Raw genomic sequence first — 16222 nt, 5'->3', positions numbered from 1 at the left:
TATACTCAGTCGCAAACGATATTGGCAAGCATGACCATGGTAGCGGTAGCAATTTTAGCAGCGGGTAAGGGAACCCGAATGAAGTCCAGCCTTCCGAAAGTTTTACATCCCCTCGGCAGTCGATCGCTAGTGGAACGGGTGCTTAATGTCAGCGAATCCTTACATCCCCGGCGAAAACTGGTAATTATCGGTTATCAAGGGGAACAGGTGCGAAATACTCTACAGCATCTTGCGGATATCGAATTTGTCGAACAAAAGGAACAGTTAGGCACTGGCCATGCTATTCAGCAGTTAATCCCCCATTTAGAGGACTTTCAGGGGGATTTGTTGGTCTTAAATGGCGATGTTCCCCTGTTGCGTCCCGAAACCTTGCAAAATCTTCTCCAGATTCATAAAAACCATGGTAACGCTGCCACTCTCTTAACTGCTAACCTCCCTAACCCGAAAGGTTACGGTCGAGTTTTTTGTGATGGCAATAATCTCGTTAAGCAGATTGTCGAGGAAAGAGACTGTACCGATGCCCAAAGACAAAACCACCGGATTAATGGGGGTATATACTGCTTTAATTGGTCAAAATTAGCGGCGATACTGCCTAATTTAACCCCCAATAACGATCAAGGTGAGTATTATCTCACGGATGTGGTCAATTTTCTCGATCCCGTCATGGCTGTGGATGTGGAGGATTGTTTAGAAATTAGCGGCATTAACGATCGCAAACAATTGGCCGCCGCCTATGATATCCTGCAAACTAGAGTCAAAGATGATTGGATGGCCGCCGGAGTCACCATTATTGACCCTGATAGTGTCACCATTGAGGATACTGTCACCCTCAGTGCCGATGTGATTATTGAACCCCAAACCCATCTGCGCGGTGAGACGATAATCGCTTCTGGTTGTCGTCTCGGTCCGGGGAGTTTAATCGAAAATAGTCGCCTAGGCAGCGATGTAACGGTCTTATTTTCGGTTATTTCTGATAGTCAGGTGGATTCTGGTTGTCGCATCGGTCCCTATGCTCATTTGCGGGGAGAAGCGAAAATTGGGGCTAATTGTCGAGTCGGTAATTTTGTTGAAATTAAAAAAAGTGACATCGGTAATAAAACCAATATTGCCCATTTATCCTATCTGGGAGATGCCACTTTAGGGGAAAAAGTTAACGTTGGTGCGGGAACAATTACTGCTAATTACGATGGTGTGAAAAAACACCAAACTATGATCGGCAGTGGCACAAAAACTGGGGCAAATAGTGTTTTAGTGGCTCCTTTAAAATTAGGAAAAAATGTCACCGTGGCCGCTGGTTCAACTATCACTAGAAATGTCCCCGATAATGCCTTAGTTATTGCTCGCGAAAGTCAGCGTGTGATCGAAAATTGGGCAGATCAGTTTCAGTCGGTTAATTCTGGGATTTAAGGTAAGAAAACCGTTGCTAAATTCCGAGATTAGAGTCAAGATAAACGGGGAGGGAAAGAAAGAGTGGGTTGAGTACCATTCAACCGGCGTTGCTGATTTGAGATCTGAATCTTCTTGTTTGGGATTTTTAAAACCTAGACCCAAACTAACTTTTGGATGGGTGCAAGGTTGTCATTCATACCTTGATTCAGCAACGCCCTCTCAGATTAACTCCTGTCAGTTCGCCGTAACAGACAAGGCAGTCAGTGATTTTTGTCTGTTGCAATTTATTTTAATTTTCCAAAGTCTTAATTGTAACCACCTGCGGCGGTGTAGAATCAGGTGGATAAATAACATCTAATTGTACTTTTCTTTGAGTTCCTGGTTTTAAATCTAGTTTTAATAAAGGATCTAAAACCTGCCCTGTTCTATGCCATAAATGTACATAACGGGTTTGTTGTTTACCTTGATCATCGCTATATTTTAAACGCACTGTGCCACGGAAAAAGGGAAAGTCTAATGATGGTTTTCTAAATTTAATTCCTTTTTCAGATAGTCTATCTTCTTTTAATGAAGTTTCTAAAGTGATGCTAACTGTCTGATTTTTATTAGTGTTATTAGTTAAAGGTATGTTGAGTTGATATTCTACCCCATAGTTACCATGTGCTTCGTAAGCAGTATCAGGATACCGCACTAGCATTTTTGCGGTTTGGCTTTGTTCTGTTCCTAACCTTCCACCCCGTAAGGTGGCTATGGGATAAGAAATAGTTTTACCTGGTTCGGGAATAGTCAGGGTTTGGGTTTTGGTGTTGTCTGTGAGGTTTGCTTTCCATGTTGCACCTTCGGATATACCTGCGACTCTGCTGTAAATTAATTGACCTCCTTTTGCATCTGGGGGTGTGGGGGTTTTATCTCTTGGTCCTGCAAAGTTACCGTTATTTAATAAGTCTTGCCATTCTTTTAATGTGGGTGCGCGCTCGCTACCATCAGCATTTTTTTTCGCAAACATGGCTAAACTCGCTGCATAAATTTTACCACTGCTATTTAATCGGAAAAAACTGGATCTCCCATTGACAGGTTTTTCTAAATTTCTGACTGGGATAGGATGGTTTAATAACATTTGACTTCCCCCAGCAGCAATGACTATTCTTGCTGGAAATTCTTTTTGACGTACTCCCCGCAAAACATCCGCTACTGCTCTTGCACCTGGTCCAGAAAATGCTTTACCATCGTTATTTTCTATGTAGGGTTGCAAGGTGACAAACGGTGCTTCTGTCATTAAATAACTCGCACCTTGTAAAATGTTAATAGTGATAGGTTTTTGACTGGGATTATGTAAAATTACTCCTATATATAAGGTTTGTAAATCCTTGGGATTGTGGGTATAATGATGAGCAAATAAATCAAATCTGCCTTGAATGGGAAAGTTTAAATGTGCGGCTGGAACTTTTTTGTTATTAGGTGTAAAAGTAGAAAGTAGAATACCTTCATTTTTGATCCATTCTGGACTGTTGCTATTAAAAACAGGTATTTTATCTAAACTACCGGGTAAAGGGCGCACTTCTCCAGTTTGTACAATTTCTTGGGGTGCTGGTTTTGCAGGTGTTTGGGCGTTTACTTGATTTTTCTGATGATAGCTATTGAAAGTTGTACAGCCGATAGTTTGAGTAATCGCTAATCCTGATATGATGATGAATACAGGTTTGAGGATGTGGTTTTTTGCTTGCAAAGTTCCCATAATTTGATTTTTCCAGTAAGTTTGCCATTTGCCAGTTTGCCGTTTGCCCGGAGCATCTCATTTATGCAAGTGAGTAATTATACTTGTCCCTAAAACTGGTTTCTAGCAAGGCTTTCAAAATAGCTTGACATACAACCTGATTTAGGGGTTACAAAGGTGTTTCCGCTCCATACCCCAGAGGAATCCCACTGGCATCTTCATTAAATGTAACATAGAGTACCCAATGGAGACTATTTTCGATACTCCAATGTCTGCGAATCACCTCGGCGTGTTTTTGGGCATCCGCTGCTAAACTACTGATGAAGAAGCGAATTTCTGTAGTAGTTTTATTCCACAATTGGCGGACACTGCGAACTATGACTACTGCAGCTCTAACCAGTAATTTAGATAGGTCAATGGCTTATCAGTTCACTGATTACTGTTTAATGTTTACTGATTACTGTTTACTGATGCTGGTTAAGGTCTTAAATTTGCGCGATGAAGCATGAAATGCTATAAAAATCTCAGTCCTCCCTATAGAAAAGAGTATAAACTTTATGGCACGCACCGAGTCCACAATGTTAGATTTGGGGACAAAAGCTCCCAGTTTTGCCTTACCCGATGTGGTTTCGGGTGAAACTATCTCTCTGGACAGCTTTGCGGCTAAAACCGCTCTGTTAGTCATCTTCCTCTGTGAACATTGTCCCTTTGTTAAACACATTCAAGAAGAACTTACCCGTCTAGGTCGCGATTATGCTAACACCAATCTGGGCATCCTCGCCATTAGTTCTAATGATGTGGAGAAATATCCCGATGATTCGCCGGAAAATTTGAAAAAAATGGCGATAACTCTTGACTTTAAATTCAATTTATGCTATGACGAAAGCCAAGAAGTGGCGAAAGCTTACACGGCAGCCTGTACTCCCGATTTTTTCCTCTTTGATAGTCAGCGCATTCTAGTCTATCGCGGTCAATTGGATGATAGTCGTCCTAGTAATGGCGTACCGGTGACAGGCAAAGATCTTCGCGCCGCTATTGACAAGGTTTTAACCGGTCAACCGGTGCCGACAGACCAAAAACCCAGTTTAGGCTGTAATATCAAATGGAAACCGGGTAATGAGCCACCCTATTATGGTTAATTAACGAAGGGTGTAGGGTGTGGGGTGTGGGGAAATGGGGAAATGGGGAAATGGGGAAGTGGGGAAGTGGGGAAGTGGGGAAGTGGGGAAGTGGGGAAGTGGGGAAGTGGGGTGTGGGGAAGTGGGGTGTGGGGAAATGGGGAAGCTGTCTCATCACCCTATCACCCCAAAACCCTATCACCCTATCTCCTGAATACTGACTCCTGACGACCGACTCCTGACGACCGACTCCGTTATGAGACTATTTCAATAGCGTAACCGATTGCTGGGCTAATAAGGCAGTACCATAGGCTGCTTGATCCTGTTGAGATAAAAGCACGGGAACCCCTAAATGACGCTGGCGAATTATTCTCCAAGTCGGATTTTTTGCCCCACCACCGGCGCTATCAACTCGCTCTAATTTATTGGCCCCCAATTCCTGTAAACGCTGATAACCTAAAGCTTCAATGCGGGCAATACTTTCTAGTAAACCATGCAAAAATTCTAGAGGATTATCGGGGCGAGGAGTCAGTTTTGCGGGTAAAAAAGGATCATTAATGGGAAAGCGCTCGCCGGCTTTTAGGAGGGGATAATAATCTAAATTACTTTCTTTTTGTCCATCTATTGCTAAACTATAATTTCTCAATTCTTCATCAGAAAAAAACTTCTTTAACACTGCTCCCCCCGTATTAGATGCCCCACCAGTTAACCACAAATTTCCTAAACGATGACTATAGATGCCATAGTTACTATCATCAACTTTCTGGCTACTTAATAATTTTAAAACTAAAGTTGAACCTAAAGATGTCACCCCATCCCCTAAAGAATTAGCACCACTGGCTAAAAATGCCGCTATGCTGTCGGTAGTTCCCGTATAAATTAAACAATCTTTCGGGATAGCAAAACGAGTCACTAAATCTGGTTTAATAGTATCGATCGCTGTACCCGGGGCAAAAATTTGCGGTAATAAATTAAACATCGGTAAATTCTCTAACCAATCGGGATAACAGAGATTTTCGAGATCATAACCTAACTTTAAGGCATTGTGATAATCACTAATTCCCAGTTTACCGTGCAGCAGAAATGCTAACCAATCCGCTTGCGAGAGAAAATAACGCGCTTGCGAAAAAATTTCTTGTTCACTCCACCAAAGTAATTTAGCTAAACTAGAGGTGGCACTAATTACGGGATGGTGAGGGGGTGCTATAGCTTTAATTGCTTCTAAAAACGCAATTCCTCGCCCGTCATTGTATAATATTGCCTCAGAAAGAGGATTACCCCAATTATCACATAATAACACCGTCGAGGAAGTACCATTAATCGCGATCGATTTAAGTTCTGAACGCACCGAATCCCCTAGATTATCCAATAAATAAAATAAGGCCTTTTGCCAATCCTGAAAATTGGCATTAGTGAAGGGATAATGAACCTCAGCGACGATATTTTTGCTAGAATCAATAGCAATCGCTCGCGCTCCCGACGTGCCAAAATCAATACCTAAAGATAAACTCATTGATGTCTTCACAACCCCCTCATTCTGGCTACCATTGGGATGGTATCACTCCCCGATTCTTTGAAGGTTGGTACTTCCGAGTCATGATTCCGCAATTAGCCGACGGATTCGCCTTTATGTATTCTATTCAAGACCCAAGGGGCGGTCAAGTCAATAGCGGTGGAGCAGTACAAATTTTAGCCATAGAATCTAATTATCTTTGTCGCACTTTTCCCGATACGGATCAATTTTGGGGAAGTCGTCAGGAATTAGCCATTATCCATTGGGGAAAAACTAACTTAAAAATCCGTCCCCGTCTGCTTTCTCCGTCAGATTTTTTTGAGTCTATTCGAGAAGGTTATCAAGCAACAGCACACCAGCAGCAAGGACGAATTTATGATCCCGTCACTGGAGAAATCTGTCAATGGGATTATCGCATTGAAACTAGGTACACTTGGGGAGATAACAAGCGTCCACCCCAAGCAACAGCAGGAATATTATCTTATTTACCGATTTTTGACCCAGGTTGGCAGATTTTAACTGCTCATGGTTTAGCAACGGGAATGATTACCTATCGGGGAAAAAATTACCAATTTGAGAATGTACCTTTTTATAGCGAAAAAAATTGGGGTTATTCTTTCCCCGAAAAGTGGTTTTGGATTAATTGTAATGCTTTCCCTGAAAATCCCGATTTAACCTTAACCGCAGTGGGTTCTACCCGGAAAGTTCTCCACTGGACGGAATCGGTGGGAATTATCGGTATTCACTGGCAAAATCGCTTTTATAAGTTTGATATCTGGAATTCTCAACTAACTTGGACAGTGCAACCCTGGGGATACTGGGAAATGAGGGCAACTAACGAGGATTATACCATTGTCTTAATCGGGATCAGTGATCATCCTCCCGATCGCGTGCGTGTACCCACAGAAAAAGGTCTCTGTTTTGCTTGTCAAGATACCCTCAAAGGTAAATTGTCGATAAAATTGGCTGATAGTCGTGGTAAAACCATTATCAATGCTTCTAGTGGTCTAGCTGGTCTCGAAATTGGCGGTATTTGGCTATCAGCATGGATAAAACGGTGAGTTAAATCACCATTGCGACGGGAGAATATCACTCTATTCTTGATTGATCGGTATTAAGATGGAGTCAGTTTTTGGTCGCTAAAAAATTGTTTCATGAACCAACCTTCTCTCAATTTTGTTGAGCAATTAGTGATAGCAGAAGTGCAGGAACAGTTAAGGAATTTACCTGCTTCTTTTCGCAAATATCGCTCGGAGATTAAAATCGATCGAGTCATGAATAATGCTATTCAAATTCTGCCCCGCAGTTTCAAAACTTTGGGGGAAAAATATCACGACTATCACACCCGAAGATTAAGAATAAAAATTGCTGTAGAAAGAGCGATCACTGATAGGCTGCATGAGCTAAAATTTTATTATGTAGCGCAGACAGAAGTGGAAGATGAAGAAAATATTCCCACGGAACCAAATTCTGAAAGGTGGGATAGCAGAGGCTGCATCTCAGACAAAATTGAGATGCAGCCTGTAGATTCTCTGGAAAATGCCAGATTTACCAGCTAATTACTTTAACCGTTTCCTTAAATAAATTTGCTTCTAGGGAATCGGGAGAACTTGTCACCACACCGGCAATTAGAGCTTCGGGTTTTATGGCTGCTTGTTTCATACAGGAGGGACAAATTAAGACTTTTCCCCCTTGACTGATGAAATCTACTAACATTGCTTGCAGGGTTTTACCAGTGATACCGTTAGTGTGTTGAGGAATGGTCGTCGCTGCCAGGTGCACCCCTGTAATATTCAAAAAAATAGTGGTTGAGTGACCTTTTTTTAGCATATTGGTAGCGACACCGATTGCCATTGCAGCTCGCCAAGGATCATCGGTGGTTAAATTAACAAATAAATCGGATTTTTGTTGACCGACAGCAATTATTGCTTCGTTAGTTTGTACTGGAGAAAGGGAAGGATTAGCCAAGACTGGGATAGATGTAACTAAGGATAATCCCACAAGCGAACCAAGGGCTAAAGATTTTAACAACATTTTCTTGTCCTCTTGCTGCTGGGTACAATGAAAACATTTTCATTATGATGATTTCTGGAAAATCTTGTCAACAGACAGCCTGTCAAACTTTAATTTTTGTTGCAGATAACAAAAACAATAAGGTGAGATAAGTAGGGTTTGCAGCAAAAAGTTTTTCCTGGGGGCAGGCTTCGGCCGTGAGATCAGCCGAACGGGTGTGGGGAGTGGGGTGTATGATTTTACCGATTTTGAGGGGGTCAATTACCTAATTTTCAGGTAAAAAGTAGCTAAATTTTCCCACCGAACAATCCCATATCTGGTACGTTTTGATTTCAAAAAGACCTAAAGATATTATCCAACAAGGTTTTTAGATTGATTCAGCAATCTCTAATTAAAAATTGCGATGGCGTTTGCATAATTATTCCTGTTTGTTCAGCCACTTGTGACCTAAAAGCCTAAGAGTCACTGATAATTGCTAATTGTTGGTATTGCTGCATAAGTGCGTAAAAGCTGATAGGACAACGAACGGAAAAAATATAGATTGTCAAGACGCGACAAATCGCTATAATCATCCCAGCAGAGGCGATAGTAACCCCTCGATCATCCACTGGTTAATGATCGCTAATGATTAGACAAACTTGGTTTTCTCAAGCGGTTTCGAGACAGCGAACCCGTGATTTTCCCAGTCGATCATTGATCGAGCCTCGACGGGCCTTTTTTTGGAGTTGATCGAACCATGTTGCAAGGATGGATTCAAATCGCGCTCACGATCCTGATAATCGTGGCAATCACCCCCTTTTTCGGGCGCTATATGGCTAGGGTGTTCATGGAACGGAGAACCCTACTCGACCCACTGTGCGATCGAGCCGAGAATCTTCTTTACAGCTTCGTCGGGGTGAAAGGGAAAGAGAATATGACTGGATGGCAGTACGCCTGCGCCGTTCTCTACAGTAACGCGGTAATAGCAGTTCTGGTTTTTTCCCTGATTGCGGGCCAAGGAGTCCTTCCCCTCAACCCGACGGGGATCCCCGCCCCCACTTGGGACACCACGCTACATACGACGATTTCCTTTATCACCAACACCGACCAACAGCATTATTCCGGAGAAACCACCCTCAGCTACGGGAGTCAGATCTGGGGTCTTGGCTACCAGATGTTCACCTCGGCCGGAACCGGTCTAGCGGTGGGGATCGCCTTTATTCGGGGACTGACGGGGCGACCGTTGGGCAATTTCTACGTGGATCTGATCCGAGCGATCACCCGTATCCTCTTACCGATCTCGATCGTGGGGGCAATTGCCCTGATCATCGCCGGAGTCCCGGAAACCCTCGCTGGCCCGGCGATCTTGCCGACGCTAGAAAACCCCAACCTGAGTCAGGCGATCGCCCGCGGTCCAGTGGCCCACTTCGAGATCATTAAGGAATTGGGAGAAAACGGCGGCGGCTTCTTCACCAGCAACTCGGCCCACCCCTTGGAAAACCCGAACGGATTCGTCAATCTGGTGCAGTTGGTAGCGATTCTCTCGATTCCCACCTCCCTGATCTATACCTACGGGATTTTCGCCGATAATCTCAAGCAAGCTCGGTTAATCTATCTAATTCCCCTCAGTATTTTAATCGGCTTTACGATCATCACCGCGATCGGGGAATATAACGGCAACCCGGCGGTTAACTCCCTGCTAGGGGTGGAGCGAGCGGTTAACTTCGAGGGCAAAGAAGTACGCTTCGGTTGGGCGCAATCGGCCCTGTACGCGGTAACTACCACAGCCACCATGTGCGGTGCGGTGATCGCCATGCACGATTCCTTGATGCCGAACGGCGGCTTCGTCACCCTCTCGAATATGTTCCTGCAAATCGTTTTCGGAGGCCAGGGTACTGGTACCGCCTACCTATTTGCCTATCTAATCCTTGCGGTATTCGTCACCGGGCTAATGGTGGGAAGAACCCCGGAATTCCTCGGGCGCAAAATTGAGAAACGGGAAGTGGTGTTAGCCAGTTTTTTAATTCTGCTGGTTCACCCGATCGCCATCCTCATCCCTGGAGCGATCGCCCTTGCCTTTCCTGACTTTCAGGGCATCAGTAACCCCGGCTTTCACGGATTATCTCAAGTTATCTACGAGTACGCTTCCGCCGCCGCCAATAACGGGTCAGGATTCGAGGGACTAGGAGATTCCCAACCCTCGCCGATCGCGATCGCAGATGGAGCAAAACCGACGCTCACAGCCCTTTGGTGGAATCTCAGCACCTCCTTCAGTTTACTGGTTGGACGGTATATCCCGATCGCCGCCCTGCTCTTGTTAGCCGATGGGATGTCCCGCAAACAACCGGTTCCCGCCACCACTGGAACCCTCCGCACCGATACCGGACTCTTTACCGGCGTGACGGCGGGGGTGATTTTAATTCTCGGCGCGCTGACTTTCTTGCCGATATTGGCCCTCGGGCCGATCGCAGAAGCCTTTCAAATCCCGCGGATGATCGGCTAGGAGTTTAGACAATTTATGAGAACGAACAAAGGAAATTCTAAGTCCCCCCGACCGTTGCGAGTGCCGAGAGGTCGCCGGGACGACCGCCGCCATACCCCCAAGGTAAACCGGACAGGTCTCTATCAACGTGCGATCCGGCAGTCCTTCCTCAAACTCGACCCGCGCATCGCCGTGCGTAACCCAGTCATGTTCGTGGTCTGGTTGGGAACGATCGTCACGGCCTTAGTCACGATCAACCCGAATCTATTCGGCACAATCGCCGCAGACAGCGGACAACAACGGCTACTTAACGGCATCATCACCCTGATCCTCTTCTTCACGGTGCTGTTCGCCAACTTCGCCGAGGCCGTCGCCGAAGGACGGGGGAAAGCCCAGGCCGATGCCCTACGCTCCACCCGCAGCGACACAACCGCCCGAAAAATCCTGGCCGACGGCTCGATCGAGTCGGTCAGTTCCACGGCCTTGGGTCGGGGCGATCGGGTGAAACTGGTGGCCGGGGACGTGATTCCCGCCGACGGGGAAGTGATCGAGGGAATCGGTTCGGTGGATGAATCGGCGATCACCGGAGAATCGGCCCCGGTCCTCAAACAACCCGGCACCGACATCGCCAGTTCCGTCACCGGCGGTACGCGGCTTCTCTCGGACGAGTTGACAGTGCGGATCACCCAAGATCCCGGCCAGGGTTTTATCGATCGCATGATCTCCCTGGTGGAAGGGGCCGAGCGCACGAAAACCCCCAACGAGATCGCGCTGACGGTACTTCTGGCCGTGTTAACCCAAGTCTTTTTAATTGTCGTCGCCACGATTCCGCCGATCGGGAACTATATCGCTGGTTTCCTGGAAACGAGCCTCAGTCCTGCGGTGGCGAATACCTTTCGAGCCGGTTCCAGTATCGCCATCTTGATCTCCCTCCTCGTCGCTCTCATTCCCACGACGATCGGCGGTTTATTGAGCGCGATCGGCATCGCCGGGATGGATCGTGTGGCTCAGTTTAATGTCATCGCCACCTCCGGGCGCGCCGTGGAAGCCTGCGGTGACGTCAATGCCCTCGTTCTCGACAAAACGGGAACGATCACCCTCGGCAACCGGCTGGCTGACGAATTTATCCCCGTCAACGGTCATAACCTCGAGGAATTAGCCCGCGTCTGTCTAGCGGCCAGCCTTTGCGACGAAACCCCGGAAGGACGCTCGATCGTTGCCTTAGCCCGGAATTTGGGCGCAACCCCCCCCATCGATGGTCAACCCGGCGAGGCAATCCCATTCTCGGCTCGTACCCGCATGAGCGGCACCGATAGAGACGGCGAGGAATACCGCAAGGGGGCCGTAGAAGCGATTAAAGGTTTCGTCCGTTCTAGGGGTGGTTCCGTTCCCGATACCCTCGATCAGGCCCAGGAAAGGGTTTCCCGTTTGGGGGGAACTCCCCTCGCCGTCTGTCGGGGTAACGATATCTACGGGGTGATCTATCTCAAAGATATAGTGAAACCAGGATTAAAAGAGCGTTTTGACCAATTACGGCGCATGGGTGTGAAAACGATCATGCTCACCGGCGACAACCAGATCACGGCCTCGGTGATCGCGGCGGAGGCGGGGGTGGATGATTTTATCGCCGAGGCTACCCCGGAAGATAAGATCGAGGTGATCCGTCGCGAGCAATCCCAGGGCAAGTTAGTTGCCATGACGGGGGACGGCACTAACGACGCACCGGCACTGGCCCAGGCTAATGTCGGTGTGGCGATGAACTCTGGAACCCAAGCGGCGAAGGAGGCGGCTAATATGGTGGATCTGGATTCTGACCCGACCAAGCTGATCGATTTAGTGACCATCGGCAAACAGTTATTAATTACCCGCGGCGCCCTGACCACGTTTTCGGTAGCTAACGATATTGCTAAGTATTTCGCCATTATCCCGACAATTTTCGCCGCCGCTGGGATCGGTGCTTTAAATATTATGGGTTTGAAAAGCGCTCAATCGGCGATCGTCTCAGCCCTGATCTACAATGCCCTGATTATCCCCGTTTTGATTCCCCTAGCACTTAAAGGCGTTCAATTTCGCCCGCTCACCGCTGACCAACTATTGCGGCGCAATATCCTCATCTACGGCGTGGGGGGCATGATTGCGCCGTTTATTGCGATTAAGATTATTGATGAGATAATTTCAGCGATCGGGTTGAGGTAATGGCAAAATCTGCAATATTTAAGCCTAGTTTATTCGGATTGAAGCACTCGAATCGGGATTTTACCCAAAAAGAAACCTGGGGTAAAAATCAATTTAATTCCTCATTTCCAGCTTCTTTGTGCGCTTACTTAGATGGGAAAGGACTGAAAAATGTATATCTGAAACTCGATGAAAATTTAAAAATTCAACCTGCGGAGTTAAGTACAAAAGAGTTATACGGTCTAGCTCCCGATTCCGATAATTTATCTTGAATGTCGGGGTAAAGACCCTCGCTTTTAGAGACGGGATGAAACCCCGACCATTACAAAACAGCACTTCGACAAGCTCAGTGACACGAAGCACGACATTTCGACACATTTCGAGGGGCTTCGATGTAAAGGCTCAATGTAAAGGCTCAATGTAAAATCTCAGTGTTCACATTTCGACAATCTCAGTGTTCACTAAAATCTTGACAATCCGATGCTCTACAGGTTAAAATAAAATAAGTTGTTTGAGGTCGATAAACAATGATTGTCTTAGAAATGAAAGCCGTGGTCAAACCAAGTCAGTGTTCTGCCATTGATGAAGCTATTCGTACAGTACAATTCATCAGAAATAAGGCTTTAAGGCTTTGGATGGATGCCAAGAGAGAAGACAAAATCGATAAATATTCTCTCAATAAATATTGTGCAGTTCTCGCCAAGCAGTTCAAGTTTGTCGATACTCTAAATTCTACTGCTAGACAAGCATCGGCCGAACGGGCATGGTCAGCTATTGCTCGTTTCTATGACAATTGTAAGAAAAAGGTTAAAGGTAAAAAGGGTTATCCTAAGTTTCAGAAAAATAATCGTTCTGTGGAATACAAAAACTCTGGGTGGAAACTATCGGAGGATAGAAAGAAAATAACTTTCACAGATAAGAAAAACATTGGCACGGTTAAACTAAAAGGAACCAGAGACTTAAACTTTTACCCTATTGACGAAATTAAACGAGTTAGGATTGTTAAACGAGTAGATGGTTATTATGTCCAATTCTGTCTTAGCGTTGATATTCGGGAATATGCTAAACCCCTAGAACCAACAAAGAAATGTGTGGGATTGGATGTAGGCTTAAAAGTTTTCTACGCTAACAGTGATGGGGAAACAGTAGAAATACCGCAATACTATCGCCAAGCAGAAAAAAGATTAAACCGACTGAATCGGAAGAAATCTAAAAAGTTTAGAAAAGGTCAACCCCAATCAAACAACTACCAAAAAGCTAGAAAGAGATATGCTAGAAAGCATTTAAGAATAAGTAGGCAACGTAAAGGCTTTGTCGAAAAAGAGGCATTGCGCGTCATTAAATCTAACGATTTCATCGCTTACGAAAACTTAAATATTCAAGGCATGGTAAAAAACTCTAAACTAGCTAAATCTATTAATGATGCGGCGTGGTCAACTTTTCGACAATGGTTAGAGTATTTTGGCTTTAAATATGGTAAGGCTACAGTAGCAGTGCCGCCTCATAATACCAGTCAGGATTGTTCTAATTGTGGTCAAAAAGTCCCTAAATCTCTATCTACGAGAACCCATGTTTGTCCCCATTGTGGCTATGTAGAAGATAGAGATATTAACGCCGCTATCAACATTCTCAAAAAGGGACTAAGTACCGTGGGACACACGGAAACTAATACGCTTGGGGAGAGATTCCCTCTGGTTTGGTTGGATACGTCCTGCCAGATTAAGGAAACTCAGTGAACCAAGAATCCCTCGCTTAAGCGCGATGGGAGTGTCAATTTACGCTTTCGAGAGTCAATTTAGAGGAGAAAGCAAAATGATCACAATCGATTTATTCGCTGGTTGTGGTGGTTTATCTTTAGGGTTCCAAAAAGCGGGGTTTACTATTGTGGCTGCATTTGATAATTGGATACCTGCTATAGATGTCTATAGAAATAACTTTAGTCATCCGATATTTAATGTCGATTTATCTAGAGAATCTAACCAAGAAATATTGGCTCAATATAATCCTGAGATTATTGTCGGTAGCCCTCCTTGTCAAGACTTTTCCAGTGCCGGTAAGAGAAACGAGGGTTTAGGACGAGGGAGTCTAACGCTCACATTCGCTGAAATTGTCACTAGAGTAAGTCCCCAATGGTTTGTTATGGAAAATGTGGATAGAATTGAGAAAAGTAAAATACTCATTCAAGCAAAACAAATTTTTAAAAGCCATGGTTATGGTTTAACTGGAAAAGTTATTAATTCTTGTTACTGCGGAGTTCCTCAAACTAGAAAAAGATATTTTCTGATCGGTAAAATGAAGGAAGAAGACGATTTTTTAATCGATGAAATCAATGGAAATCTATCAAGTAAACCTCTGACTGTATTTGACTATATGGGCAAAGAATTAGATATAGAATACTATTATAGACATCCTAGAAGCTATCAAAGAAGGGCGATATTCAGTATTTATGAACCTAGCCCTACTATTCGAGGAGTAAATCGACCAGTTCCCAAAACCTATCGACAACATCCCGGTGATGCTTGTCATCTTCAGGAAAAATTAAGACCGCTAACAACGAGCGAGCGAAGCTATATCCAAACTTTTCCTAAAGACTTTATTTTTGCTGGAACAAAATCTAATCTAGAACAAATGATTGGCAATGCGGTTCCTGTTAATTTGGCTAGATATGTGGGCCAATGTATTCTTAACTATGAATTGAAAAAGGGGAAAAAGATAACCGATCGACAACTACAGCTAAGTAAGTGGTTATAATTAAATTGAAAATAGATTTTGTCTTTGATCCCCCCTTAATCCCCCCTTGATAAGAGGGGTGCCTGATAATTTTTAACGCCTACTTACTTATTTTCTTGATTTACTGGCAAAAACAAATCTCCCAAAAACTCTAATTCTTATGAAAGCATCCCTTAGAAAACACCGATTTTTCTGGTATATTTTCTTAAATTTCTGTCTAACAATTCTTTTCTCCTCCATCGTTCAAGCTTCTACGGGAAGCACTATCGATAGGGGGCAGGCCTTCGCGTTAACCCTTTTAGGATTAGTCGCCTTTGCTTTATTTATCTACCTATTTTTTGTCATCTTTATACCGGAGAGGTTTTAATTATGAGTTTTGCACGCGAGGCCGGTAGAGCCATCCGTTCTACCCTAGTTCTCTGGGTGATCACTGCGCTGATCTATCCTTTCTCGATGATCGCCATCGGTCAAATTCTTTTTCCCTGGCAAGCAAACGGGAGTTTAATTACCAATAATCAAGGTCAAGTGGTGGGTTCGGCTCTAATTGGGCAACCTTTCACCAGCGATCGCTATTTTAATAGTCGTCCGAGTACCACCGCCTACAGTACGGCCGATCCGAAAAACGATCCTAACAAGATCCTGCAAACCGGAATTTCGGGCGCGAGTAACCTAGCTCCCAGTAACCCTGTATTAATCGATCGCATTAAAGGAAAACCCGATCCTGATCCAGCGAAAGCTATAGAGGGGGAGATTCCTCGATTAGAGAAAGCGGGAATTAAACCCACCGCCGCTCTGGTATATACCTCTGGATCGAGTCTCGATCCCCATATCACCCCAGAGGCCGCCAGAGCGCAGATCGAGCGGGTGGCGCGGGTGCGGGGATTACCGACGAATCAAGTAGAGATACTGATTATCAAAAACACCGACGAGCGCTTTCTCGGCATCTTTGGCGAACCGGGGGTTAACGTGCTGAAACTGAATCTGGCTCTAGATGCGATCGCCAATACCCGATAGGCCTCTGATACTAAATCCTATTTAAGTAGGGCTTGCTGAATAAATCTTAAAACCTTGTTGGATAAGGCTTTTAGACTTTTTTTCCCTTAAAAAGT

16 protein-coding genes and 1 pseudogene are annotated in these 16222 nt (G+C 45.0%); 13 read left to right on the top strand and 4 right to left on the bottom strand.

Translation table 11 applies throughout. The features are described from left to right. Positions 1–36 precede the first annotated feature (36 nt). Positions 37–1407: a bifunctional UDP-N-acetylglucosamine diphosphorylase/glucosamine-1-phosphate N-acetyltransferase GlmU gene (gene glmU, locus IM515_RS08565; protein ID WP_287629695.1), complete on the top strand. Its 1371-nt coding sequence runs from the start codon at positions 37–39 to the stop codon at positions 1405–1407. A gap of 271 nt (positions 1408–1678) precedes the next feature. On the opposite strand, the gene IM515_RS08560 is transcribed toward glmU, so the two are convergent. Both IM515_RS08560 and IM515_RS08555 read right to left on the bottom strand, forming a co-directional pair. Next, entirely contained in the window at positions 1679–3124 is a 1446-nt protein-coding gene (locus tag IM515_RS08560; protein ID WP_193960566.1) for a DUF3370 domain-containing protein, read from the bottom strand. A 148-nt stretch (positions 3125–3272) separates the two neighbouring features. Next, positions 3273–3482, bottom strand: coding sequence for an ISAs1 family transposase (locus IM515_RS08555; RefSeq protein ID WP_409780094.1), 210 nt, complete (start codon positions 3480–3482; stop codon positions 3273–3275). Here IM515_RS08555 and IM515_RS08550 point away from each other — a divergent pair. Genes IM515_RS08550 through IM515_RS08540 form a run of 3 tightly spaced genes read left to right on the top strand, consistent with a single transcriptional unit; the run spans position 3481 to position 4442 of the window. Continuing rightward, positions 3481–3612, top strand: coding sequence for a hypothetical protein (locus IM515_RS08550; protein ID WP_255520660.1), 132 nt, complete (start codon positions 3481–3483; stop codon positions 3610–3612). The genes IM515_RS08555 and IM515_RS08550 overlap by 2 nt on opposite strands. 48 nt (positions 3613–3660) lie before the next feature. Next, entirely contained in the window at positions 3661–4242 is a 582-nt protein-coding gene (locus IM515_RS08545) for a thioredoxin family protein (protein WP_002787663.1), read from the top strand. 26 nt (positions 4243–4268) lie between these two features. Next, entirely contained in the window at positions 4269–4442 is a 174-nt protein-coding gene (locus tag IM515_RS08540; protein WP_287697956.1) for a hypothetical protein, read from the top strand. A 41-nt stretch (positions 4443–4483) separates the two neighbouring features. Here the strand turns inward: IM515_RS08540 and IM515_RS08535 are convergent, their stop codons facing one another. Continuing rightward, positions 4484–5734, bottom strand: a complete 1251-nt coding sequence (locus IM515_RS08535) for an FGGY-family carbohydrate kinase (protein ID WP_287629686.1) — start codon at positions 5732–5734, stop codon at positions 4484–4486. Positions 5735–5736: 2 nt separating this feature from the next. Between IM515_RS08535 and IM515_RS08530 the strand changes: the two genes are divergently transcribed. Continuing rightward, a complete protein-coding gene (locus IM515_RS08530) occupies positions 5737–6795 on the top strand; it encodes a tocopherol cyclase family protein (protein WP_287629684.1) in 1059 nt (352 codons plus the stop codon). A 93-nt stretch (positions 6796–6888) separates the two neighbouring features. Beyond that, on the top strand, positions 6889–7293 hold the full coding sequence (locus IM515_RS08525) for a hypothetical protein (protein ID WP_287629683.1): 405 nt from the start codon (positions 6889–6891) through the stop codon (positions 7291–7293). Here IM515_RS08525 and IM515_RS08520 read toward each other — a convergent pair. Further along, positions 7283–7768 (bottom strand): DsrE family protein, encoded by a 486-nt coding sequence (locus IM515_RS08520; RefSeq protein WP_287629682.1) that lies wholly within the window; start codon positions 7766–7768, stop codon positions 7283–7285. The genes IM515_RS08525 and IM515_RS08520 overlap by 11 nt on opposite strands. A gap of 715 nt (positions 7769–8483) precedes the next feature. Between IM515_RS08520 and kdpA the strand changes: the two genes are divergently transcribed. From kdpA to kdpC, 7 genes and pseudogenes are all read left to right on the top strand, one after another. Continuing rightward, entirely contained in the window at positions 8484–10229 is a 1746-nt protein-coding gene (gene kdpA / locus IM515_RS08515) for a potassium-transporting ATPase subunit KdpA (RefSeq protein WP_287629681.1), read from the top strand. Between the two features lie 15 nt (positions 10230–10244). Further along, entirely contained in the window at positions 10245–12404 is a 2160-nt protein-coding gene (gene kdpB, locus IM515_RS08510; protein WP_002765026.1) for a potassium-transporting ATPase subunit KdpB, read from the top strand. Then, positions 12404–12649, top strand: a pseudogene (locus IM515_RS08505) (HindVP family restriction endonuclease); the annotation flags it as partial. The gene kdpB and the pseudogene IM515_RS08505, both read left to right, overlap by 1 nt. 261 nt (positions 12650–12910) lie before the next feature. Continuing rightward, a complete protein-coding gene (locus IM515_RS08500) occupies positions 12911–14119 on the top strand; it encodes an RNA-guided endonuclease InsQ/TnpB family protein (protein ID WP_287629678.1) in 1209 nt (402 codons plus the stop codon). A gap of 76 nt (positions 14120–14195) precedes the next feature. After that, on the top strand, positions 14196–15134 hold the full coding sequence (locus tag IM515_RS08495; protein WP_287629677.1) for a DNA cytosine methyltransferase: 939 nt from the start codon (positions 14196–14198) through the stop codon (positions 15132–15134). Positions 15135–15273: 139 nt separating this feature from the next. Further along, entirely contained in the window at positions 15274–15480 is a 207-nt protein-coding gene (kdpF, locus tag IM515_RS25880; RefSeq protein WP_071591814.1) for a K(+)-transporting ATPase subunit F, read from the top strand. 2 nt (positions 15481–15482) lie between these two features. Beyond that, positions 15483–16127: a K(+)-transporting ATPase subunit C gene (gene kdpC / locus IM515_RS08490; RefSeq protein ID WP_002765028.1), complete on the top strand. Its 645-nt coding sequence runs from the start codon at positions 15483–15485 to the stop codon at positions 16125–16127. Positions 16128–16222 lie beyond the last annotated feature (95 nt).

It is taken from the genome of Microcystis sp. M44BS1 (assembly GCF_020244875.1).
GTDB classification, from domain to species: domain Bacteria; phylum Cyanobacteriota; class Cyanobacteriia; order Cyanobacteriales; family Microcystaceae; genus Microcystis; species Microcystis panniformis.
This window is presented reverse-complemented; position numbering and strand designations above follow the sequence as displayed.